Source organism: Candidatus Saccharimonadales bacterium (assembly GCA_035758565.1).
Classification (GTDB): domain Bacteria; phylum Patescibacteriota; class Saccharimonadia; order Saccharimonadales; family UBA10212; genus DASTXL01.
The window spans coordinates 372,651-393,415 of record DASTXL010000001.1 but is presented as its reverse complement, the minus strand read 5'-3'; the positions used below and the strand labels follow the sequence as shown (position 1 = coordinate 393,415).

Sequence of the window (20,765 nt, the reverse complement as noted above, 5' to 3'; positions counted from 1 at the left end):
AATCTATTTGCATTAAGCTCGACCAGTAGAGAATAAACGCAGTTGCAAGTTGCGCGGCCGGCTCAGGCGCGGCAAACGCTCGGTTCCGCGCTCGTAGCCTAATGCAGCGTGAGTTAATAAAAGCCCGCTACCAATCATAAAAATATAATCTAGCGGCTTTATATAACTAAACAAAGAATAATCTAGCGGGGCGATTACAATACCGGCTATACCGAAGCCTATCAACACGCAGCCGGCCGCGCAACTTGCAACGTGCCCGTATATTGTACGGAATTTGTTTCTAAAGACTAACTGTACCAAAATAGCGGCTAGCAATACTCTGCCGATAGCTACGGCTATGTTGCTCGAAATTAAAAAGAAATATGGATCATTTGGAATCACAGCACTAAGTACGTACATCAGCGCAACGGACGCACTGGTCAAAAGAGCGGTAACTTTTATAGTCATAAGAACTCCCCAAAACATTGTTGTTGCTCATACAAACCTTACTGTAGCCGACGACGCGTATGCGCACAGTAGGGGCTTTTACAAGACAGTAGCGAGCAAGTTAACAGCTCAGGCGTATAAAAAATTACAAAACAACATATTTAGCTATTAAGCACAAGTGCAATGACCAATGTTATTCTTATAGTGATGCAAATATCAGACGAAAAGTTCCAAGACTTAATTGCCGAGGCGGCGGAAGCCATCGCGCCAAAATATAAAGCACGTATGGGCAATGTTGCCATACTTTATGAAGACGAGCCGACGAGCGAGCAACGGGAAAAACTAGCGCTGCGCAATGATCAAACCTTGCTTGGTTTATATGAGGGAGTGCCGTTGCCGGCTCGTGGTGGCGCGACGAAAATACTGCCGGATAAAATAACTTTATTCAAAAAACCTCTTTTGAATGAAAGCGCCAACTTAAGCGAGCTGAACGAAAATATCCGCCACACTTTGTGGCACGAAGTCGCGCACTACTTTGGCCTAAATCACGAACGCATTCACGAACTCGAAAAGTAGGTTTCTTTTACAGGCTAGGGAAAAAGAGTAGCGCCGATTCGGCTCATAAAAGCCGAATCTGGATTTACTCCAGAAGGCGCGTTAAGGGAATACCGCTAGGTTTGTCCTCAGGAGGAGTTGTGTATAAGTGCGCTTTTGTTAGAAATCTAACTTGAAAATTTGCTGAAGCGGGCATATGATGAGCTTATTAACTAAGGAGGACATATGGATCTCTACAAAGCAAACAGGCAGGCTGTTGGCCATTTGGTTAACTTGTTTGTCGGTTTAACAGAGCTTTTGCTCTTGCTCCGCGTTGTCTTGAAGTTTTTCTTCACCAACGCTGGTGGCGGGTTCGTTCATTGGGCGTTTAGCACAACGGATACGCTTTTGGCGCCTTTCCGCGGTGTATTCCCAAACCCAACTCACACTCCAGGCAACTGGTATGTCGACTGGGTAGCCCTGTTCGCTATGGCAGTCTACGTAGCTGCTGGCTATCTTTTGGTTAGCCTGGCTGCCCGCTGGACTCCAAGCGGCCGCCGCTAATATCCATATATAAAACAAACAAAATACCGAGCCTAAAAAGAGCTCGGTATTTTTAATGGCCGCATATATTTGCATAAGCCTGTTAAACTATTAGTAATGGGGTACGAACGAAGCCAACCTTATAGGCAGCTAACGCCTTATGAGACACCCATTCTGGGTTTCTCACCAGAGCCGGCAAATGGTTCACCATATTTGCCAGAGCTGCTCTTCGCAAGGGAAAAAATATGAGAGAGAGATCTTTACCTTATAAGCCGGGGCAAACAGCGCCTTACCGGGTCAGCCGCAGCAAAATCGATCTTTTTTTGAATTGCCCGCGGTGTTTTTGGCTGGACGCCCGGCTGAAAATTAAGCGGCCAAGCAGCCCTCCTTTTCGCATCAATAGCGCTATAGACGAACTTTATAAAAAAGAGTTCGATGTCCATCGGGAAACACAAACCGCCCATCCGATTTGTGAAACATACGGCCTCAAGCTAGTTCCATTTAAGCACGAGAAAATGGATGAATGGCGCGATGCGTTACGCCGCGGAGTAACTTTTTTGCATGAGCCGACCAACTTATTGATTACTGGCGGTGTTGACGATATTTGGGTTGATCTGGAAACTGACGAGCTAGTAGTAGTTGATTATAAAGCCACAGCCAAAGCCGGTGAAGTAAGTCTGGATGCTGGTTGGCAAATTGGCTATAAACGCCAAATCGAAGTTTACCAATGGTTACTGCGCAGCAATGCTTTTAAGGTTAAAAATGTCGGCTATTTTCTTTACACCAATGCTCGGCTAGATGCCGACAAATTCGGCGATAAACTAGAGTTCAAGACCAAACTCTTAGACTATGAAGGCGACGACAGCTGGGTGGAGCAGACAATTTTCAAAATGAAAGAATGCCTGGACTCGGACGACATGCCAGAGGTAGGCAAAAATGTTATGGACCCGTCCAAACCTTGTGAATTTTGCGATTATGCTCGCAGTCGAACAATGCTTACTGTTGAAGCGCTGCAAAAGAAATCTGCCAAGCCCAAATCCGCTAAAAAAGTTGCTAGTAAGACCTAGCCTGCTTAAATAAGTCCATCATCTGGGTAGGCCCCAAGTCTCCCCAGACGTCGTTACAGTGAGCTACATCTTCCTTTGCCGGGTGAGTTTTCATGTAGAGCGTACGACCATCGGCTAGCTTTACGGTAGCTTGAGGATTGCCCTGGGCCTTATTTATGCTTACGTCGACCATCCCCTGCATGCAAGAGATGTCGCTAAAAGACAGAGGAACTATATTTACGGTAGTGTTGGAGTTTAAGGTGACTTCGCCCGGGACTTTATTGTAGGCTGGCATGTAATCGTAGACTATTTGTTTAGACTGTTCGTTATATGGCAGATATATCCTTAGATCAGGGAAGTAGAGCCTGTTGGTGGGAGCATCCACGCTAGGGCGCGTATAAATCCCAGAAACAGCGTTATGTATCATTTGACTAGTCTCAAATGTCATCTCTCTGCCTGGTTCGGGTTCATTAACCTGCGTCCACAATGCGTCAAGGCGGTCCACCACAATGGCTAGCACCAAAGACTGTCCAACCAGCACGGCTATCAAAATAACTACCCAGAGGTTTACGTGCTTTATTAATCTATCCACTTTATTATCCTTATGCTTACCCTTTAAGCCAGATTATAGGCCGATAAAACCAAAATGCAAAAAGTGCGTTAAAGAAGGTATAATTTAAAGCATGTTAGATATCCGTTTTATCCGAGAGAATCCCGAACTGGTGGCCGAAAAATCCAAGCAAAAAGGCTACGACGTTGATGTGCGCAAACTTTTGAGCGTCGATGAAAGTCGGCGCAAGCTGACAAGCGAAGTCGAGACCGTGCGGGCAGAGCGGAATGAATTAGCTGGCAAGCTAAAGTCTGGTAAGCCGAGCGACGAAGATATCAAGCGAGGCAAAGAGCTTAAAGAAAAACTAGCTCAGCTAGAAGACCAACTTGGGCCGGTTAATGAAGAGTTTCTCAAATTACTTAAAATGGTTCCCAACATGCCAGCCGACGATGTGCCGGTTGGCGCTAGTGAAGACGAAAATGTAGAGGTTAAAGTTTGGGGCAAAAAGCCCGAATTCGACTTTGAGCCCAAGGCCCACTACCAGATCGCCAAAGAGCGTGGCTGGTTGGATCAGGAAAGAGCGGCCAAAATTGCTGGCAGCCGCTTTGTGTATGTTAAGGGCGAGCTGGTTCGTCTGCAGTTTGCGTTAATGCAGTACGGTTTTGATGTTTTGACAAACGAAGAAACTCTAAAGCGAATCATCAAGGGCGCTGGTCTTAAAAATGTTTCGTCAAAACCATTCGTGCCGGTTTTACCCCCGGCGATGGCTCGGACCGAAGCCTTCGAGGCAACTGGCCGCCTAAATAAGCAGGAGCAGACCTATAAGATTGAAGACGAAGATTTATGGCTAAACGCCAGCGCTGAGCACACACTAGCGCCCATGTATTTGAACGAGATTTTGAGCGAGGCTGACTTGCCGCTGCGCTATGTTGGCTATACGACTGCGTTTCGGCGCGAGGCAGGCACGTATGGTAAAGACACCGAGGGCATGATGCGCCTGCATCAGTTCGACAAACTCGAAATGGAAAGCTTTACCACGCCAGAAGACTCTTTGAACGAGCACTTTTTCATGGTGGCCATAGAAGAATATTTGATGCAGCAGTTAGAACTTCCGTACCATCTGCTGAACAAATGCACGGCGGATATTGGCCGTCCGAACGCTCGCGGTATGGACCTTGAGGCATGGTTCCCATCCGAAGGCAAGTACCGCGAAACTCACACAGCAGACTACATTGGCGACTATCAATCACGCGGAATGAATACTCGCGTTCGTCGCAAAGACGGAGAGCTAGTAATCGCTCACAACAATGACGCTACGGCTTTTTCGCAGCGCCCGCTGCTGGCTATCCTAGAAAACTATCAAACCAAAGAAGGCAAAATAAAAGTTCCTAAAGTATTGCAGCCCTATATGGGCGGCCGAACTGAAATCTGATTGTTAGAGGTTAGATTTTGATTTGAGTTTAGGCTAAAATAATAAGGTTAACTTTTCTTGATTATAAGAGGGAGAGATTCTTGGCGCTTACTATAAATACAAAGGCTCTAAAACGTGTGCTTGGTGATCCGCAAGCCGCAACTATTAAGCGGCTAAAAAAGCGCGTTAATGAAATTAATGCGTTGTCGACAGAATACGAGAAGCTAACGGATGCCAAACTGAAGTCTAAGACTAAAGAGTTTAAAGAACGTATTGCCAAGGGCGAAAGCCTGGATAAACTTTTGCCAGAAGCATTCTCTGCCGTGCGTGAGGCCGCCAAGCGAACGCTCGGTCAATATCACTTTGATGTTCAATTGATTGGCGGCATGGTATTGCACGAAGGTAACGTGGCCGAAATGAAAACCGGTGAAGGTAAAACATTGGTGGCTACATTGCCGGTTTATTTGAACGCGCTAGAAGGCAAAGGTGCGCACGTGGTGACAGTTAACGATTATTTGGCCCAACGCGACGCCGGCTGGATGGGTCAGGTTTATGGCTTTTTGGGTTTAACTACCGGCGTGGTTATTCCGGATCAGTCCTATGTATATGATCCGACCTACGAAAACAAAGAGCACTTTGATGCCCGCATGCACCATCTTAGGCCAGCTACTCGCCAGGAAGCTTACGCTGCCGACATTACCTACGGTACAAACAACGAGTTTGGCTTTGATTATCTGCGCGATAATATGGTGCGCGAAGTTGATCAGCTGCGCCAACGCGACCTGCACTATGCCATCGTGGACGAAGTCGACTCCATTCTTATTGACGAAGCCCGTACGCCTTTGATCATTAGCGCGCCGGCTACCGCGAGTGGCGCGGCCTATGCTCAATTTGCCAAAGTTGTCCGCAGTCTTAAAGAAACCGAGCACTACGAAAAAGACGAGAAGCGCAAAAGCGTAGTTTTGACCGACGCCGGCATTGAACTGGTAGAAAAAATCCTTGGCATCAAAAATCTTTACGCCACTGAGAACCTGCGCACCATTTATCACTTAGAGCAAGCGCTCAAGGCCCAGGTTCTATTCCACCGAGATAAAGATTATGTGGTAACTACCGAGGGCGAGATTGTAATAGTCGACGACTTCACGGGTCGTCTTTTGCGTGGCCGGCGGTATAACGAAGGTTTGCACCAGGCCATTGAAGCTAAAGAAGGCGTTGAGGTCCAAGAAGAGTCCATGACGCTGGCCACTATTTCTTTCCAGAACTATTTCCGATTGTACGAAAAATTATCTGGTATGACCGGTACGGCCATGACCGAAAGCGAAGAGTTCCATCAAATCTACAAGCTAGATGTAGTAGAAATACCGCCGAACCGCCCGATTGCTCGCCAGGATTTGCCCGACCGTATATATAAGACAGAGTCCGGCAAGTTTAAGGCTATTGCCAAGGAAGTTAAAGCCTTGCACGAAAAGGGCCAGCCGGTTTTGCTCGGCACCGTGAGTATCGAAAAGAACGAGCACTTGAGCAGATTGCTCAAAAACGCCGGCGTACCGCACGAAACTTTGAACGCCAAAAACAACGAGAAAGAAGCAGCGATTGTCGCCAAAGCCGGTGAAAAGGGAGCGGTAACGCTGGCGACCAACATAGCCGGCCGCGGTACGGACATCGTGCTAGGCGAAGGCATTAAAGAACTTGGTGGTTTGTTCGTGCTTGGTACTGAACGTCACGAATCGCGCCGTATCGATAACCAGTTGCGCGGTCGTTCCGGACGCCAGGGTGATCCCGGCATGACACAGTTTTACGTTTCTTGCGAAGACGACCTAATGCGTATTTACGGCGGTGACCGCATTGCCAGCCTAATGGATCGGCTCAAAGTCGATGATGAAACGCCGATTGAAAGCCGCATGATTACCAAGAGCTTGGAAGGCGCCCAAAAGAAGGTAGAGGGCTTTAACTTTGACCAGCGCAAAAACGTCGTCCAGTACGATGACGTTATGAACCGTCATCGCCGAGCAATTTACGCTATGCGCCGCGAAGTTTTGCGCGCCGAAGACATCAGTCCTCGTATCAAAAAGTTGATTAACGAAGAAGTGGAGTGGCTGACTAACCACCCGGAATCAACTAGCGAGCTATATGAATCAATCCTAACCGAGACATTCCCGCTGGACGAAAAAACTCTGGATAAGCTGTTTGATACCGAAGCCGATAAATTCCAGACCGCTCTAGAAAAGGCCGCCGCCAAACAATATAAAGAGCAAGAAGAGAAGTTTACCCCGGAAGTTATGCGCAAAGTCGAGCGCGATGTGTTCTTACAGGTCTTAGACAATCTATGGATGCAGCACTTAGAAAACATGGACCACCTGCGCGAAGGTATTCACTGGATTAGCGTTGGTCAGCGCGACCCGCTAGTTGAGTATCGTCGTCAAGGCCAGCGTATTTTTGATGAAATGCAGGCAGCCTTGCGACATGAAATTGTTCGGGCTATCGCCCATGCGCAACCGATTGATGCCGAAGCTACTTTGACTAAGGCGGTAGAGACGGAGCTGACCCGCGCAGCTCGCGGTTCTGTTGATAATGCCAGCCAAATTCAAAAAGCCGAACAGTACGAAGAAAACGACTTTACGCCGCAGCGCGATGAACTTGCTAAGCAAGCTCACTTGCATAATACACGCAAAAAAGCCCGTAAAGCTGAGCGCCAACGCAAGAAGAAACCTGCGGCTAAAAAGAAAAAGCGTAAGTAGTTAATCTGGAAACGCTTATATAATGACAGAAATTCATTTTAAATTTTGCAGGAAAAGTAACAACGATTCGCCTTCGGGCGAATCCGAATTTACTTCGGAAGTTGCGACGAGGAACCCGTACGGGGTTCCTCATAAGCCGGAGGCGCCATGACTCATACCGCAATAGAAATCGAACTCGCTAACGGCGCCAAAGGACTGCTAGTAGACATCCCGGGTGCTACCGTTATGGACTTTGAGTTCAATTTCCGAGCAGGAGAATATTTAGTAGACCGCACCAAATGGGAAGTACCGCACCTGATGGAGCATGTGTTACTTGGCGCCAATAAATTTATTCCAAAGGCCCGGCTTTTTCAGGCCGAATTCGAAAAAAACGGGGCTGGCAACAATGCTAGCACCGGCTTTTACTATATAACTTACGAGGCCGAGTGTGCTGACTTTGAATGGCAGAGGATTTTAGAATTAATGCTCGTGGCTATTTCTAAACCTTTGTTTTTACGCGAAGAATACTTGGCTGAATACGGCAACGTAAAGGACGAACTTGTTAGCCGTTCTAACAATCATTTTCGCACTTTAAGCCTGACAGCCCGTGAAGCTCACGGCTTGCTGGCCATGACCGACCGCGAGCGTCTCAAAATGATGAAGAACGTAAAGCTCAAAGATTTGCAGGAACACTACGAGCGAACTCACACCACCAAAAATATGCGGTTTGTAATTGCCGGCAACTTAAAGGGTCGAGCGGCGGCCATTAAACGCATGCTAGAAGGCGTTGATTTGCCTAAAGGTCGCAACCAGTTTGATCTGCCAGTTGAAACACCAAAGAACCTTAATCAACCGGTTTTTGTTGCCAGGCCATCTGTTAAGAATGTTTATTTTGACTTAGACACCTTTGCTATGAAGCGATTTGATGACGCCGATATGGACGCCCTCGAGTTGGTCAATGGCATGTTAACCGGCACGCTTTACTCCCGAATCTTAGGCGAAGCCCGCGAACGAGGATTGGTCTACAACATGGGTTCCGGTGTGGAAGTTATGCGCAGTGCCACCGAATGGTGGTTTAGCGCCCAGGTTATTGCTCGCAACGCCCCGGCGCTTTTTGAAATTATAGTACGCGAACTTAAACGGGTGCGTGAAGGCGATATTAGCAGCGAAGACCTAGATGCCGCTAAGCAATATTGGTTGGGTCGCCATCAGCGCAGTGCTCAAACAGTCGGCGGGACAATGTCTGGCTACACTGGTCGTTACTATTTTGACGGTATTTTAAATGATTACAACGCTATTCCAGAAAGAATCAAAGCTGTCACTAAAGACAGGATTGTTGAAGCTACTAGCCAAATGTTTGGTGATAGCATTGGCGGTCTGGCAGTGTTGGGCGGCGGCAGCCGCAGCCGTGAGCTGACCGAACGACTCAACGAAATAGTTCGGCCACTTTGGGAAAAATCTGGAGCCTAAAAAATGAAGCCATCACCAGAGCTTATTGAACTCCGCGACGAAATAGCCGCGACAATGCAGCGGCTAAATCTTGACCAAGCAGCTAATGAATTAAGCCAGTTGCAAGAGCAAATGAAGTCTGCAGATTTTTGGCAGGATCCTAAAAAAGCTGCCGACGTTGCTCAGAGGGAGGCAAAATTGCGAGCTCGCGTAGAGACCTGGCATGGTTTGCTGGCTTTAGCGAACGACCTTATAGAACTAACATTGGTTGCCGACCCAGCTATGCGGGCAGAAATAGACGACCAAGCAGAAAAAATCAGTAAACGCCTGGAAGAACTTAAACAAGAGCTGAGATTTAACGGACCTTACGACGAGCGAGACGTAATAATCTCTATTTACGCAGGAGCGGGTGGCACCGACGCCCAAGACTGGGCGCAAATGCTACTTAGAATGTATACGCGCTGGGCGGAATCGAACGGCTGCCGGGCGGAAATGATCGATCAGTCAGCGGGCGAAGAAGCCGGCATTAAAAGTGCTACTTTCAAAATTATCGGCGGCGATTATCTCTATGGTCGTTTAAAAGAAGAGCAGGGAGTTCATCGTCTGGTACGCCAGAGTCCCTTTAATTCGGCGGCCTCCAGAGAGACCAGCTTTGCCAAGGTTGACGTTCTGCCATTGATCGATCAGCCGGGCGAAGTTGAAATAGATGATAAAGACCTGAAGATCGATGTATTCAGAGCCGGCGGCCATGGCGGTCAATCAGTAAATACTACTGATTCTGCAGTACGCGTAACTCATTTGCCAACCGGCATTACAGTATCAATTCAAAATGAGCGTTCGCAGCTACAAAATAAAGAAACGGCTCTAGCTATCCTGCGTTCGCGTCTGGTGGCGCTCCAGCAAGAACAGCACGCTAAAGATTTGAGTGAGATCAAAGGGCCAAATCAATCGGCGGAATGGGGTAATCAAATTCGCAGCTACGTACTGCATCCGTATAAACAGGTGAAGGATTTGCGCAGCGGTTACGAAACATCCGACGCCGAAAAAATTTTAGACGGCAATCTCAATCCGCTCATCAACGCCGCGTTAGAAAAACGCTAGCGGTTTTAGTCGACAACTAGAGCGTCTGCTATACTTAGTACGTGATTTTACTAGATAGGGTGAGCAAATCTTATAGTCGCCGAGGGCAAGCGCTAGAGCGCATTTCTCTCCATGTTGAGCCTAAAGAATTCGTGATTATCGTCGGCCCTAGCGGCGCGGGCAAATCAACCCTTTTTAAATTATTAACCCGCGAAGAAAAACCAACCAGCGGCAAAATTATTGTTGGCGGTATCGATTACGACAAGTTAAAAGACAAGGACGTACCACTGCTGCGTCGTAAAATTGGGGTAGTGTTCCAGGATTTTAAACTCCTACTAAATAAGACAGTTTATGAAAATGTAGCTTTTGCGCTAGAAATCGCCGGCATTCCGAATAACGAAATTAAATTTACCGTGCCAAAAGTCCTAGACATTGTTGGCTTAAAGGATAAGGGCAACAATTATCCAATGGAGCTATCGGGAGGCGAGCGTCAGCGGGTAGCCATTGCCCGGGCAATTGTACGTCAGCCCAAAATTTTGATCGCCGATGAGCCAACAGGCAATCTTGACCCCAAGCACGCCTGGGATGTTATTAAAGTTCTAGAAAAGGTTAACAAGTTTGGTACAACCGTGCTTTTGACCACTCACAACCAAGAGATTGTGAACGCGCTAAAGCGCCGGGTGGTAACCATTAAAGATGGCAAAATTGTATCCGACAAAGCCGTAGGGCAATATAAAGCATCATGAGCTACATCTGCTTCACTGCACAAGCAGGCTGTAGCTCAAAGGGAAAAGATAGATGAAGTGGGATAGAAAATTCATAACCTTCGAACGCATCGTTAAAAACGGTTTTATTTCTTTTGGCCGCAATATTTGGCTGGCTATCGCCGCGATTGCCATGATGACCATTACGCTGACGATTTTGCTATTCGCGATTGTTTCTAACGCTACTTTTAATCACACGGTTAGCGACCTGACCCAGCACATTGACGTCTCTATGTATTTGAAAGACAGCGTTACTACCAGCCAGCGGGAGCAGCTTATGAAACAGATCAGCGGTCTTGATAACGTCGCTTCGGTGAGTTTTGTGACTAAAGAGCAGGCTTTAAAGAACTACGAGGAGGCTAACGCTGGTAATAAAGACCTGCTAACAGCTATCAGCGAAACAGACAACCCGCTGCCAGCCAGCCTGGATATCAAACCCAAAGACCCCAATCAGCTGCAATCTATCAAAGACTTCTTAGATAGGCCGGAGGTCCAGGCTATGCAGTCGGATCCAACCAGCTATAGCGGCGACCGCAAAGCGGCTATCGACAATATTACTAAAGCTACGCACTTCTTCCAGCAAGCAGGCATAGTCGGGATCATTGTGTTTATATTTATCTCGATGCTGATTATTTTCAACACAATCCGCATGGCTATCTTTAACCGCCGCGACGAACTCGTAATTATGCGCTTGTTGGGCGCCAGCACCAGCTTTATTCGCGGGCCGTTCATTGTAGAGACTATGCTTTACGGGGCGGTGGCTGCCCTAATCTCGTTTATTTTCTGCTGGTCACTGTTCCACATTGCAAGCACAACCCTGCAGGCTAGCAGTTTGGGCCTCTTAAAAATCGACTATTCTAACAGTTTTTTCACCAGTCATTTCCTAGTAATCTTGCTTGGGCAAATTGCGATTGGTATACTGATTGGTGCCGCATCTTCCTATACAGCGACCCGGCGGTACCTAAGGCTGAATCGATAAGAGCAGCTTTTTTGAACCAGATAATAAACATTCGATAACAACTTAAATTAAGAGGGCAAGACGACTGTCGGATTATTCGAGGTCTGCGGTTGACATAAGGATATAGGGGGCATATCATTAAAGCGTTAGCACTAAAAACAAAAAGTTCGATGCTAAAACAAAAAATAAAACAACTAGAAACATTTAATAGATTCAGCCTGGCTATCGTGGCCGGTGTTATTTTGGCTGGCGCCACGCTAGGTGCTGGCTATGTTAAGGCCGATCAGTACGATCAGCAGATTCAGGCGTTGCAACAGCAAAACGCTGCTAATCAGGAACAATCCAACCAGCTGGCCTTGCAGGCTAATAGCTATCAGGATGCCATTAATAAGCTCCAGACCCAAATCGATACCTTGCAGCAGGCAATTGTTGCCAACCAGAATAAAAGCGATGAGCTAAAGCAGCAGATTGCCCAAGCTCAGGCTCAGCTTGCCCAAGAAAGAAAAACCCTGGGCGAGAACATTAAAGCCATGTATCTTGAGGGAAATGTCTCTACATTAGAGATGCTGGCTAGCAGCAAAGACATCAGCCAATATGTTAATAAGCAAACTTACCGCAACTCGGTCGAAGATAAAGTAAAAACTACCGTCGATCAAATTGCCGCACTGCAGGTTAAGCTTCAACAACAACAGCAGTCGTTGGACGGCGCTATTAAAGCGCAGCAAGTTCAGCGGCAGCAGTTAGACCAGGCCGAATCACAGCAAAGTCAAATGCTGGCGTTTACCGAGGGGCAAAAAGCTGCCTATGACCAGCAAATTTCGTCTAATAACTCCCAAATTCAAAAACTCCGCCAAGAGCAGATAGCTGCCAACTTAGCCGGCAGCAGCGGTATATCGTACGGCGGCGCCTGTGGCGGTGGTTATCCGGGATATTTATGTAACGCTCCGCAAGATTCCATCATTGACAGCTGGGGAATGTATAACCGCGAATGTGTTAGCTACACAGCCTGGAAAGAGGCTGCTACTGGCCACTACGTGCCTTACGGCTTAGGCAATGCTGGCGACTGGATCTACAACGTACCATCAAGCTGGGTAAGCACGACGCCTCAAATTGGCGATGTAGCCATCCGCCCGGCCAATCCGAGCCTAGTCTTCTTTAATGGTGAACAAGATGTCGGCCACGCCATGTATGTTGAAAGCATCAACGGCGACGGCACTATCGCCGTTAGCCAATACAACGCGAACTTAAATGGCCAATACAGTTACGTAGCTAGCAAATCAACTTCCGGACTATACTTCATCCATTTCCCGTCCAACTAGGCTGATATAATAGATCTAGCAACTAAAAATTAAGAGGGGGAGTTCTTGGAAAGTTCTGCCGGCCATGTGCCTCACAATAGACAAAAATCGTCGCTAAAAAGAATGATCAGTACGTTGACTCTAGTAGTAATATTCTTCTTTGCTGGCGTGGCTGTCGGCCGCGGCGACATACACCTCAATGGCTTGAGTGTTAAAGCGGCCAGCGCTAATAACCAACTGAACTTTTCTTCGGTTGATCAAGTCTACAGTCTGTTGCAGAAAGACTTTGACGGCAATTTAGACACGACCAAGCTCATAGACGGTGCCAAACAAGGGCTGGTGGCCGCCACCGGCGATCCTTATACAGAGTACTTTAACCCGACTGACGCTAAAACTTTCAACGATCAACTATCCGGCAGCATTACCGGTATTGGTGCCGAGATAGGCTCGGATGCTAGCGGTAATATCCAGGTTGTTTCACCAATTTCCGGCTATCCGGCAGAAAAGGCCGGCTTAAAACCTAAGGATCTAATCGCGGGTATTAATGGTCAAAGCACTTCTGGTATGAGTGTTGACGCCGCTGTTTCCAAGATTCGCGGCAAAGAAGGCACCCAGGTGAAGTTGACGATTGTGCGCGGCAATGGCAATCCTTTTGACGTTACAATTACCCGACAGAAAATTACTGTGCCAAGTGTTACCTGGAACGAAGATAAAGACAACATTGGCTATATGAAGATCAATCAGTTCACCGATGATACAGTCGGTTTAGCTCAAAAAGCAGCTAATGAATTTAAGGCCAAGGGCGTAAAGGGCGTAATTCTTGATCTGCGTGGCAATCCTGGCGGCTATTTAACAGATGCGGTAAATGTTTCCAGCCTCTGGCTTGATCAAGGCAAAACTGTAGTGAGCGAGCGCCGCGGCAGTACAGTCATGGATACCGAAACAGCCACCGGCAATAATCCGCTTAAAGGTCTGCCAACAGTGGTGCTGATTGATGGCGGTAGCGCCAGCGCCAGCGAAATTACAGCCGGAGCCTTGCATGATAACGGCGCAGCAACCCTGGTTGGCGAAAAGAGCTTTGGCAAGGGCAGTGTTCAGCAGGTCATTAGCCTGTCAGACGGTTCGGAGCTTAAGGTGACTGTAGCCCATTGGTATACGCCCAACGGCAAGAACATCAACAAGCAGGGAATTACTCCAGATAAATCAGTCAGTATTTCCGATAATGACATCAAAAACGGCCAGGATCCTCAAAAAGACGCCGCCTACCAAGTGGTCGAATCCAAATTGTGACCCTCCGGAAGAGCAGCCCGACAAAATGTGAACCATTTTGCCGGCGCGATGAGAAACTGCGAAGCGGTGTCTCATAAGGCGAAGCGCAAGCGGAGCCGCAAGTACGGCCAGGACCCTCAAAAAGACGCCGCCTACCAAATAATGGAATCCAAGTTGTAGAAATTTGCGCCCTAAGCTGTTTTTAAGATACACTGGGCTTAAATTCAGGAGGATATGCGTGGCGGCGAGATCTGGCCAGACAAAGTATGTGTTTGTGACTGGCGGCGTTCTTTCGGGCGTCGGCAAGGGTATCACCGCCGCCTCCATTGGCACCATCCTAAAAGCCCGCGGGCTATCTGTGAACATCCAGAAGTGCGATCCGTATCTTAATTTTGATGCCGGTACGCTTAATCCGGCAGAGCATGGCGAATGCTTTGTGACCCGCGATGGGGCAGAGACCGACCTTGACCTCGGACATTACGAACGTTTCCTAGACACAGAGCTGACACAATCCAGTTCGCTGATGAGCGGCAGGATTTTTAGCGAGGTTATAGCTGGCGAGCGCGCCGGCAAATATCTTGGTAAGACCGTGCAGATGATACCGCATGTTACTAACCACATTCAGGACACCATCGCCAAAACAGGCAAAGGTTTTGACGTGCACATCGTGGAAATTGGTGGAACCGTTGGAGACTATGAATCAATAGGTTTCATAGAGGCCATCAGGGAAATGTCGCAAAGAGTTGGCCCGGAGAATTGCCTGTTTGTGCACGTCGTTTACATCCCGTTCCTAGGCACCAGTGGTGAATTCAAGACCAAACCGGCTCAGAATGCTGTTCGCGAACTGCGGGGCCTTGGAATTGTGCCGGATGTGCTGGTGGCCCGGTCTGAAGCCAAACCGCCTAAATCCGTACTATCAAAACTTAGTTTATTCAGCGGCGTAGACCAAGACTCTATCGCCCTAATGCCCAACGCCAAAACTATCTACGAGGTCCCATTGTCTTTAGAAGACGCCGGAATTGGCGACGTTATCGTAGAGAGTTTGGGGCTTAGAGCACGCAAGGCAGAACTCGCCGAGTGGCGGCAAGTTGTACGTCATGCTTTGACCGATTACAAGAAATCGGTCCGAATAGGCGTGATTGCTAAGTATATAGACAATCAAGATACCTATATGTCGGTTTTTGAAGCTTTGAGGGCAGCAGCCTGGGCCAACGAAGTTAATATAGAAATTTTGTGGCTCAAAGCCGAGACTCTCAAAACCGATAAAAAAGAAAGAGAATTACTCGACACTCTGGATGGTATTTTGGTACCTGGCGGCTTTGGTGAACGGGGCTTAGAAGGCAAGATTATGGCGGCCCAATACGCTCTTAATAATAAGATTCCATATCTTGGCCTGTGCTTGGGGTTGCAAATGGCGGTTATAGCCGCCGCCCGCAACGCCGGCCTCCAAGAAGCGACTACTGTGGAGTTAAAGCCGGACAGCAAATACAAACTCATTGATTATATGGCCGACCAGGCCGGCAAAAAGAACACCGGCGGCAGTATGCGCTTGGGCGATTATGCTTGTAAAATTGAACCGCAGAGTCTGGCCCGCAAAACTTACGGGTTGAGCGAAATAGTCGAAAGGCACCGCCACCGCTGCGAATGTAATAATGAATATCGCGATAGTTACGAGAGCTGGGGAATCCGTGCCAGTGGCTTGAGCCCCGATGGTCACTTGGTAGAAATTATCGAAGCTATCGACCACCCTTACTTTATAGCTACCCAGGCTCATCCAGAATTCCGCAGCCGCCCGAACCGCCCGCACCCGTTGTTCGCCGGCCTGATTCGTGCGGCTCTCAAAAAATAGAAAATGCTCAACTAATGAGCATTTTCTAAAGTTCAAGAACAGCTTTTATTCGACAGTAACTTCGGTGCGAGGTTTGCTGGCACCGCTAAAAGTTTTAATTCGGCGAGTCTTAAAGGCTACTACGCCGTCTTTTGCGGCATGAATAGTAAAGTTGCGTGATAAAAACGTGCCCTTACCGGCGCGCTTGGTCATGCCGACCTGGCGAACAATAACATCGCCGGCCTTAACTTTTTGGCCGCCAAACACCTTGACACCCAGGCGCTGGCCGGGGCTATCGTGGACGTTTTTGCTGGAACCACCAGCTTTGACATGACTCATTCTAAAACCTCTTGCCAGCCAGCCCGCTTTCCAGCAGAGCTGGAAACTCTGCTGGCTTCTTGGCGCATCGCGGCGTCAGTAACGCTCTATCGCTCGCTTGCCGTACCTTAGTACGTTTCGCTCGCTCCTCGCTACTTCCTTGCGCTGCATCCAAGCAAGAAGGCTTTAGAACTGGCTTGTTAAATTACTTCTTTTCTAAAATTATTAACTGGCGGGCGACCACTTGGTCTTCACGAAAGTAAATTAAATCTTCATGTGCCGCAGTAGATAAATCCAAATAATTGTAACCCATATCTGTTAAATGGTCAATAAGCGGCAGACGCAAAAACTGCGCCGCACCAGACTGCCGTCCGGCAGAGCCGGCCGCTCCGCTGGTGCTCTTGGCAAATCGCTGCGTTGTCGACTCCGCTGCTCCTTCACCGTATTTTGTATACGTCTCAGCCCGCTGCTCGCCGCTGCCTTGCGCTTCACTCAAGCGCAACTTTTGCAGAATATCGTTGTCTATGCGCCAAGCTGGCACGGCCAGACACATTCGCTGGCCGCTTTTCAACTGACCGGCAATATTAGCTAGAAATTTTTTGGTTATAGTATTGGTGTCGGAAATTATTTGCTTTAAGTCTGTTTGTGATGGCAGCTTGGCTAGTGGCCGCCCCAAGAAAATCTCGCTAGCCACAACCGAAAATCCGGGCCAGGAATAGTTGGTGGCGTCGCCAACTTCTACCGTGGCCTGGGTTTCAATTTTAGGCTCGCGCTCAACCAGCCAAGCCAAATTTTGTTTGGTGAAATCAACCATTCTTGGCTCTAGATCGGTGCCCATCACGCTGTAACCCATCAGCATGGCTTCTTGCAAGATCACGCCAGTACCGCAGAATGGGTCAAGAATTCTTACTTTTGGACGGTCTTCGGTGGAATTTAGTCTTTGCTCGATTTGTCCGGTGGCTAAATTAACAATAATTTGGGCTAATTTGGGCGGCAGCATGCCGACTCGGGCGTCTCGCTTAGGTCGGTTTTGGTCGCGGGCGGCGTAGGTCTCAATATCTTGAATAAACAAAGTTTGGGCGATTAAGGTCTGCTCGCCGTGGCGCACGAGCAAAAGTTCCCAGGCGCCGCGTCGAGTTAAGCCGTTGTGCAATACCTGAGCGCTGTTTAAATCCAATGTTTTGTTTGGCACTACACGCACTGGCCGGCCGCTGGCCCTGATTTGCTTTTTAAGTCCCAGGTTAAGCTTGTTGATGTCGTTTGGTTTAGCGCTAAGCCCGTAAACGCTGATGCCGAGCGTGAATTTGCCAGGTTCGGCAGATTTTAAATGTTCTGGCACGCTATCGCGCAAATAGGCGGCGACCTTGGGCCAATTGGTATAGGGAAGAGTCGCTAAAATGCGAGCCGTCTTAACAGTGCCACCCAGGCGCTTAAAATTAATCTCTTCGCCCGGCAAATCTAGCAAGGCGAACTTGCCAGCATATTTAACGTGATCGGCTCCAAATAAACTTTCCAGTTCGGCCGCACCAAGTTTGGGTTGGCGCCCCAAAACACACAAACTTTTAGCTTCAAAATCTTTCATCATTATTATTGTATGTCAAAAGATGGCTTAAGAAGAACGGTAAGCGGGCTGTTTTTGCCCAGATCGTCCAATAATGAGATAATTAGCCCCATAAGATGAACCAGAAAAATCAGGCCGGTCGTGTTAACTGGCGAACAATTCTAACTGTTGCAACCTTCTTGGCTTTGGCTGTTCTTATATATGGCTTACGCAAAGATATTGGCGCCGTTATTAAAAACTTAGGCAAAGTTAATACTTTGGCGCTTTTGCTTATACTCCCGTTCGAGGCCTGGAATTACGATGCCTACGCTCGTTTTTACCAGAATATATTCAGGACTCTAGGCGAGAAGGTTCGTTACTGGCCGATGTACCGGTTGAACCTCGAACTTAATTTTATTAATCATATTTTGCCCAGCGGCGGAGTGAGCGGCATTAGCTACTTTAACGTGCGGATGCGATCGTTCCAGGTCAGCGGCGCCAAAGCCAGCTTGAGTCAAGTCATGAAGCTATTCTTGCTTTATTCGAGTTTTCAACCACTATTGATCCTTGGCATTATACTTTTGGCGGCTCGTGGGCACGCTAGCAATCTGGTGATCATGGTAGCTACCGCACTAATTACCTTGCTGGTAATTGGCAGTTTGATTGTCGTTTATATTATCGAAGACCGCTCGCGCATTAACTCATCGTTAACATTTATAACGCGTTTACTAAATAGGATTATAAATCTTGTTAGGCGCAAGCATCCCGAGACTATTAAAATCGACAGAGCTCAAGAAACATTTATTGAACTGCATGAAAACTACCAACTTTTAAAGAGCCAGTGGCGCGATCTTAAAAAACCATTTTTATTCATGTTGATTGCCAACGTTACCGAAGTTGCGGCGATCTACAGCGTTTATATAGCTTTTGGCCAGTTGGTCAACGTGGGCGCAGTAATACTGGCTTATGCTGTGGCTAACTTTGCTGGGTTGATTAGCGTTTTGCCGGCGGGCATAGGAATTTACGAAGGTTTAATGACGGCTGTTTTGGCTGCTACCGGCATTCCGGCGGACGTATCGATTCCAGTAACCATCATGTATCGGGTCTTGAATATGATAATTCAGCTAACGCCAGGCTACATACTTTACCAGCGGTCGGTGAACCACGGCTTAAGTAAGGTTGAATAATGCAAGGTGTTATTTTAACGCCCACTGATTTTGTGGCGCTGGTTAATCAAACCTTGGAGTTTGCCTATCCCGCGGTGGCGATCGAGGGTGAGCTTTGTAATTTTAGAGTGGCAAAAAACCGGTGGGTTTATTTCGCACTCAAGGACGACGTAAGCGTGGTGCAGTTTTTTGGCACGGTGTATCAGCTGCCTGGACCACTAGAAGATGGCCTGTCAATAAGAGTGCTGGGTAGTCCGCGCTTGCACGCCAAGTTCGGCTTCAGTGTTAATGTCATCAGTATGGCGCCCGTTGGCGAGGGCTCTATTAAAAAAACGGCTGATCTGCTGGCGGCCAAACTTGCCGCCGAAGGCTTGTTTGCGCTAGAGCGCAAACGCCCTTTGCTCAGAGCTCCCGAAACTATTGGTCTTATAACGGCAGGAAACTCAGCGGCTTATGCCGATTTTATAAAAATTATGGGTGAGCGCTGGGGAGGGGTAGAAATTTTGTTTGCTGATGTTTACGTTCAGGGCGACCAAGCGCCGTTGCAGATAGTAAAAGCTATCGAGCACATGAATCAGCGGGCTAAACCGCCGGAAGTTTTAGTGATTACGCGCGGTGGCGGTAGTGCCGAGGATTTGGCAGCCTTTAACGACGAACGAGTGGTTCGCTCTGTGGCGGCCAGCCGCATCCCGGTAGTTGTGGCGATTGGTCATGAGGTTGACGAAAGCTTGGCAGAGCTAGCTGCCGACCAGCGAGCCAGCACTCCAAGTAACGCCGCTCAAATCGTAGTGCCGGATCGCGGCCACGAACTAGCCAATCTAGGAATTAAGCGCACCGGACTTTACGGCGAACTATTAGATATGTATGACGCACAGGTCAGCAAAGTGCAGCAAAACAGGGAAGTCCTAGCCGCCAAAATCCTGAATGTGCTAGATATAGAGGACGAGCGTTTGACCACTAGCCGGCGGCTAGCCGCACTCTTTAATCCAGAGGCTGCCTTACGCCGCGGCTACGCAATTGTGCGCAAACAGGGCCGGATAGTCACCAAAAAGTCGCAGCTTAAAGTCAGCGATGAGCTAGAAGTGGGTTTATCTGATGGTAAAATTAAGGTGAATGTTAAGGAAAAATAATGGCCGACAAACCAACTAAAACTTACCGACAAATGAACGAAGAGCTGGCCGAGATTCTTGCCTGGTTTGAAAGTGAGCAAGTAGATTTGGATCAAGCGGTAGCTAAATACGAACAGGCTATGAAGCTGCTTGCTTCCATGGAAGATTATCTAAAAACGGCTGAAAACAAAATCAAAAAAATCGCCACGAAGTTCGAATGATAGCTTTGGCTCTAATCCTAACAATCCTTTTAATAGTTTTTGGAACGATTGTTATGGTCGGCTTTGGAATAGTAGTCTTTTTTGGCGCTCCGTATTTACCAACTTTGCAGTCTCAGCGCCAGACAGCTCTTAAATTGCTCGACCTCAAACCTGGCCAAACTCTGTACGACTTAGGCTGCGGCGACGGGCGGATGCTAAAGACGGCCGCTCAAGCTGGTCTGTACGCCGTAGGCTACGAACTTAACCCGGTGCTAGTGGCGGTTGCCAAAATAATAAACTGGCCTTATCGCAAGCAAGTCAGGGTGGTCTGGGGCAATTACTGGTCAACTGATATTTCTAAGGCCGACGGTATATTTATTTTTCTGCTCGATAAGTACATGACTAAGTTTGATAAAAAGGTCAAAAACCTAAACAAACCTATTAAAGTTGCCAGCTACACCTTTGAAATACCGGGCAAAGAACCCGTTAAAAAACAGAATGCCGTCTTTTTATATTCTTACGAGCCAATTGCTTCGAGCAAATAAATCATTTACCATAA

At 47.9% G+C, this 20,765-nt stretch carries 20 protein-coding genes; 16 read left to right on the top strand and 4 right to left on the bottom strand.

Annotated elements, in window-relative coordinates; all coding sequences use genetic code 11:
- Positions 1-12: 12 nt before the first annotated feature.
- Positions 13-447: a hypothetical protein gene (locus tag VFT49_02240; protein HEU5004886.1), complete on the bottom strand. Its 435-nt coding sequence runs from the start codon at positions 445-447 to the stop codon at positions 13-15.
- Positions 448-609: 162 nt separating this feature from the next.
- Between VFT49_02240 and VFT49_02235 the strand changes: the two genes are divergently transcribed.
- The 3 genes from VFT49_02235 (at position 610) to VFT49_02225 (ending at position 2,570) form a co-directional block, all read left to right on the top strand.
- Positions 610-1,002 carry a metallopeptidase family protein gene (locus VFT49_02235; protein ID HEU5004885.1) on the top strand — a complete coding sequence of 131 codons (393 nt, stop codon included), beginning with the start codon at positions 610-612 and terminating at the stop codon, positions 1,000-1,002.
- A gap of 204 nt (positions 1,003-1,206) precedes the next feature.
- Positions 1,207-1,524, top strand: coding sequence for a YggT family protein (locus tag VFT49_02230; GenBank protein ID HEU5004884.1), 318 nt, complete (start codon positions 1,207-1,209; stop codon positions 1,522-1,524).
- 224 nt (positions 1,525-1,748) lie between these two features.
- On the top strand, positions 1,749-2,570 hold the full coding sequence (locus VFT49_02225; GenBank protein ID HEU5004883.1) for a PD-(D/E)XK nuclease family protein: 822 nt from the start codon (positions 1,749-1,751) through the stop codon (positions 2,568-2,570).
- Here VFT49_02225 and VFT49_02220 read toward each other — a convergent pair.
- Positions 2,557-3,141: a hypothetical protein gene (locus tag VFT49_02220; protein ID HEU5004882.1), complete on the bottom strand. Its 585-nt coding sequence runs from the start codon at positions 3,139-3,141 to the stop codon at positions 2,557-2,559. The two genes, VFT49_02225 and VFT49_02220, sit on opposite strands and share 14 nt — an antisense overlap.
- Positions 3,142-3,232: 91 nt before the next feature.
- Between VFT49_02220 and serS the strand changes: the two genes are divergently transcribed.
- From serS to VFT49_02175, 9 genes are all read left to right on the top strand, one after another.
- Positions 3,233-4,531 (top strand): serine--tRNA ligase, encoded by a 1,299-nt coding sequence (serS, locus tag VFT49_02215; protein HEU5004881.1) that lies wholly within the window; start codon positions 3,233-3,235, stop codon positions 4,529-4,531.
- 116 nt (positions 4,532-4,647) lie between these two features.
- Positions 4,648-7,248 (top strand): preprotein translocase subunit SecA, encoded by a 2,601-nt coding sequence (gene secA, locus VFT49_02210; GenBank protein ID HEU5004880.1) that lies wholly within the window; start codon positions 4,648-4,650, stop codon positions 7,246-7,248.
- 147 nt (positions 7,249-7,395) lie between these two features.
- On the top strand, positions 7,396-8,697 hold the full coding sequence (locus tag VFT49_02205) for an insulinase family protein (GenBank protein ID HEU5004879.1): 1,302 nt from the start codon (positions 7,396-7,398) through the stop codon (positions 8,695-8,697).
- Positions 8,698-8,700: 3 nt separating this feature from the next.
- Positions 8,701-9,777 (top strand): peptide chain release factor 2, encoded by a 1,077-nt coding sequence (gene prfB / locus VFT49_02200; GenBank protein HEU5004878.1) that lies wholly within the window; start codon positions 8,701-8,703, stop codon positions 9,775-9,777.
- Positions 9,778-9,818: 41 nt separating this feature from the next.
- Positions 9,819-10,502, top strand: a complete 684-nt coding sequence (gene ftsE, locus VFT49_02195; protein HEU5004877.1) for a cell division ATP-binding protein FtsE — start codon at positions 9,819-9,821, stop codon at positions 10,500-10,502.
- A gap of 52 nt (positions 10,503-10,554) precedes the next feature.
- Complete coding sequence (locus VFT49_02190) at positions 10,555-11,499, top strand: permease-like cell division protein FtsX (GenBank protein HEU5004876.1); 945 nt, start codon at positions 10,555-10,557, stop codon at positions 11,497-11,499.
- A gap of 149 nt (positions 11,500-11,648) precedes the next feature.
- Positions 11,649-12,797, top strand: coding sequence for a CHAP domain-containing protein (locus tag VFT49_02185; protein ID HEU5004875.1), 1,149 nt, complete (start codon positions 11,649-11,651; stop codon positions 12,795-12,797).
- A 102-nt stretch (positions 12,798-12,899) separates the two neighbouring features.
- A complete protein-coding gene (locus VFT49_02180) occupies positions 12,900-14,066 on the top strand; it encodes a S41 family peptidase (GenBank protein HEU5004874.1) in 1,167 nt (388 codons plus the stop codon).
- A gap of 217 nt (positions 14,067-14,283) precedes the next feature.
- The gene (locus VFT49_02175) at positions 14,284-15,894 is read left to right on the top strand and encodes a CTP synthase (protein HEU5004873.1); all 1,611 of its coding nucleotides are present in this window, start codon (positions 14,284-14,286) and stop codon (positions 15,892-15,894) included.
- A gap of 45 nt (positions 15,895-15,939) precedes the next feature.
- Here the strand turns inward: VFT49_02175 and VFT49_02170 are convergent, their stop codons facing one another.
- Together VFT49_02170 and VFT49_02165 are read right to left on the bottom strand one after the other, a co-directional pair.
- Positions 15,940-16,212 carry a 50S ribosomal protein L27 gene (locus VFT49_02170; protein HEU5004872.1) on the bottom strand — a complete coding sequence of 91 codons (273 nt, stop codon included), beginning with the start codon at positions 16,210-16,212 and terminating at the stop codon, positions 15,940-15,942.
- Positions 16,213-16,396: 184 nt separating this feature from the next.
- Positions 16,397-17,773 (bottom strand): hypothetical protein, encoded by a 1,377-nt coding sequence (locus VFT49_02165; protein HEU5004871.1) that lies wholly within the window; start codon positions 17,771-17,773, stop codon positions 16,397-16,399.
- A 95-nt stretch (positions 17,774-17,868) separates the two neighbouring features.
- Between VFT49_02165 and VFT49_02160 the strand changes: the two genes are divergently transcribed.
- From VFT49_02160 to VFT49_02145, 4 genes are read left to right on the top strand one after another with little or no spacing between them, the layout of a single operon-like run.
- Positions 17,869-18,918 carry a lysylphosphatidylglycerol synthase transmembrane domain-containing protein gene (locus VFT49_02160; GenBank protein ID HEU5004870.1) on the top strand — a complete coding sequence of 350 codons (1,050 nt, stop codon included), beginning with the start codon at positions 17,869-17,871 and terminating at the stop codon, positions 18,916-18,918.
- A complete protein-coding gene (xseA, locus tag VFT49_02155; GenBank protein HEU5004869.1) occupies positions 18,918-20,027 on the top strand; it encodes an exodeoxyribonuclease VII large subunit in 1,110 nt (369 codons plus the stop codon). The genes VFT49_02160 and xseA overlap by 1 nt, the downstream gene beginning before the upstream one ends.
- A complete protein-coding gene (xseB, locus tag VFT49_02150; GenBank protein ID HEU5004868.1) occupies positions 20,027-20,227 on the top strand; it encodes an exodeoxyribonuclease VII small subunit in 201 nt (66 codons plus the stop codon). The genes xseA and xseB overlap by 1 nt, the downstream gene beginning before the upstream one ends.
- Positions 20,224-20,751 (top strand): hypothetical protein, encoded by a 528-nt coding sequence (locus VFT49_02145; protein HEU5004867.1) that lies wholly within the window; start codon positions 20,224-20,226, stop codon positions 20,749-20,751. Before xseB ends, VFT49_02145 begins: the two co-directional genes overlap by 4 nt.
- Positions 20,752-20,765: the final 14 nt, after the last annotated feature.

Bases quoted from the DNA above. Each gene is read 5' to 3' on its own strand.
- VFT49_02160 (HEU5004870.1), top strand. From the start codon at position 17,869: ATGAACCAGAAAAATCAGGCCGGTCGTGTTAACTGGCGAACAATTCTA.
- VFT49_02180 (HEU5004874.1), top strand. From the start codon at position 12,900: ATGATCAGTACGTTGACTCTAGTAGTAATATTCTTCTTTGCTGGCGTG.
- VFT49_02225 (HEU5004883.1), top strand. From the start codon at position 1,749: ATGAGAGAGAGATCTTTACCTTATAAGCCGGGGCAAACAGCGCCTTAC.
- VFT49_02185 (HEU5004875.1), top strand. From the start codon at position 11,649: ATGCTAAAACAAAAAATAAAACAACTAGAAACATTTAATAGATTCAGC.
- VFT49_02230 (HEU5004884.1), top strand. From the start codon at position 1,207: ATGGATCTCTACAAAGCAAACAGGCAGGCTGTTGGCCATTTGGTTAAC.
- serS (HEU5004881.1), top strand. From the start codon at position 3,233: ATGTTAGATATCCGTTTTATCCGAGAGAATCCCGAACTGGTGGCCGAA.
- xseA (HEU5004869.1), top strand. From the start codon at position 18,918: ATGCAAGGTGTTATTTTAACGCCCACTGATTTTGTGGCGCTGGTTAAT.
- VFT49_02190 (HEU5004876.1), top strand. From the start codon at position 10,555: ATGAAGTGGGATAGAAAATTCATAACCTTCGAACGCATCGTTAAAAAC.
- VFT49_02205 (HEU5004879.1), top strand. From the start codon at position 7,396: ATGACTCATACCGCAATAGAAATCGAACTCGCTAACGGCGCCAAAGGA.
- VFT49_02170 (HEU5004872.1), bottom strand. From the start codon at position 16,212: ATGAGTCATGTCAAAGCTGGTGGTTCCAGCAAAAACGTCCACGATAGC.
- VFT49_02145 (HEU5004867.1), top strand. From the start codon at position 20,224: ATGATAGCTTTGGCTCTAATCCTAACAATCCTTTTAATAGTTTTTGGA.
- xseB (HEU5004868.1), top strand. From the start codon at position 20,027: ATGGCCGACAAACCAACTAAAACTTACCGACAAATGAACGAAGAGCTG.
- VFT49_02240 (HEU5004886.1), bottom strand. From the start codon at position 447: ATGACTATAAAAGTTACCGCTCTTTTGACCAGTGCGTCCGTTGCGCTG.
- VFT49_02235 (HEU5004885.1), top strand. From the start codon at position 610: ATGACCAATGTTATTCTTATAGTGATGCAAATATCAGACGAAAAGTTC.
- prfB (HEU5004878.1), top strand. From the start codon at position 8,701: ATGAAGCCATCACCAGAGCTTATTGAACTCCGCGACGAAATAGCCGCG.
- VFT49_02165 (HEU5004871.1), bottom strand. From the start codon at position 17,773: ATGAAAGATTTTGAAGCTAAAAGTTTGTGTGTTTTGGGGCGCCAACCC.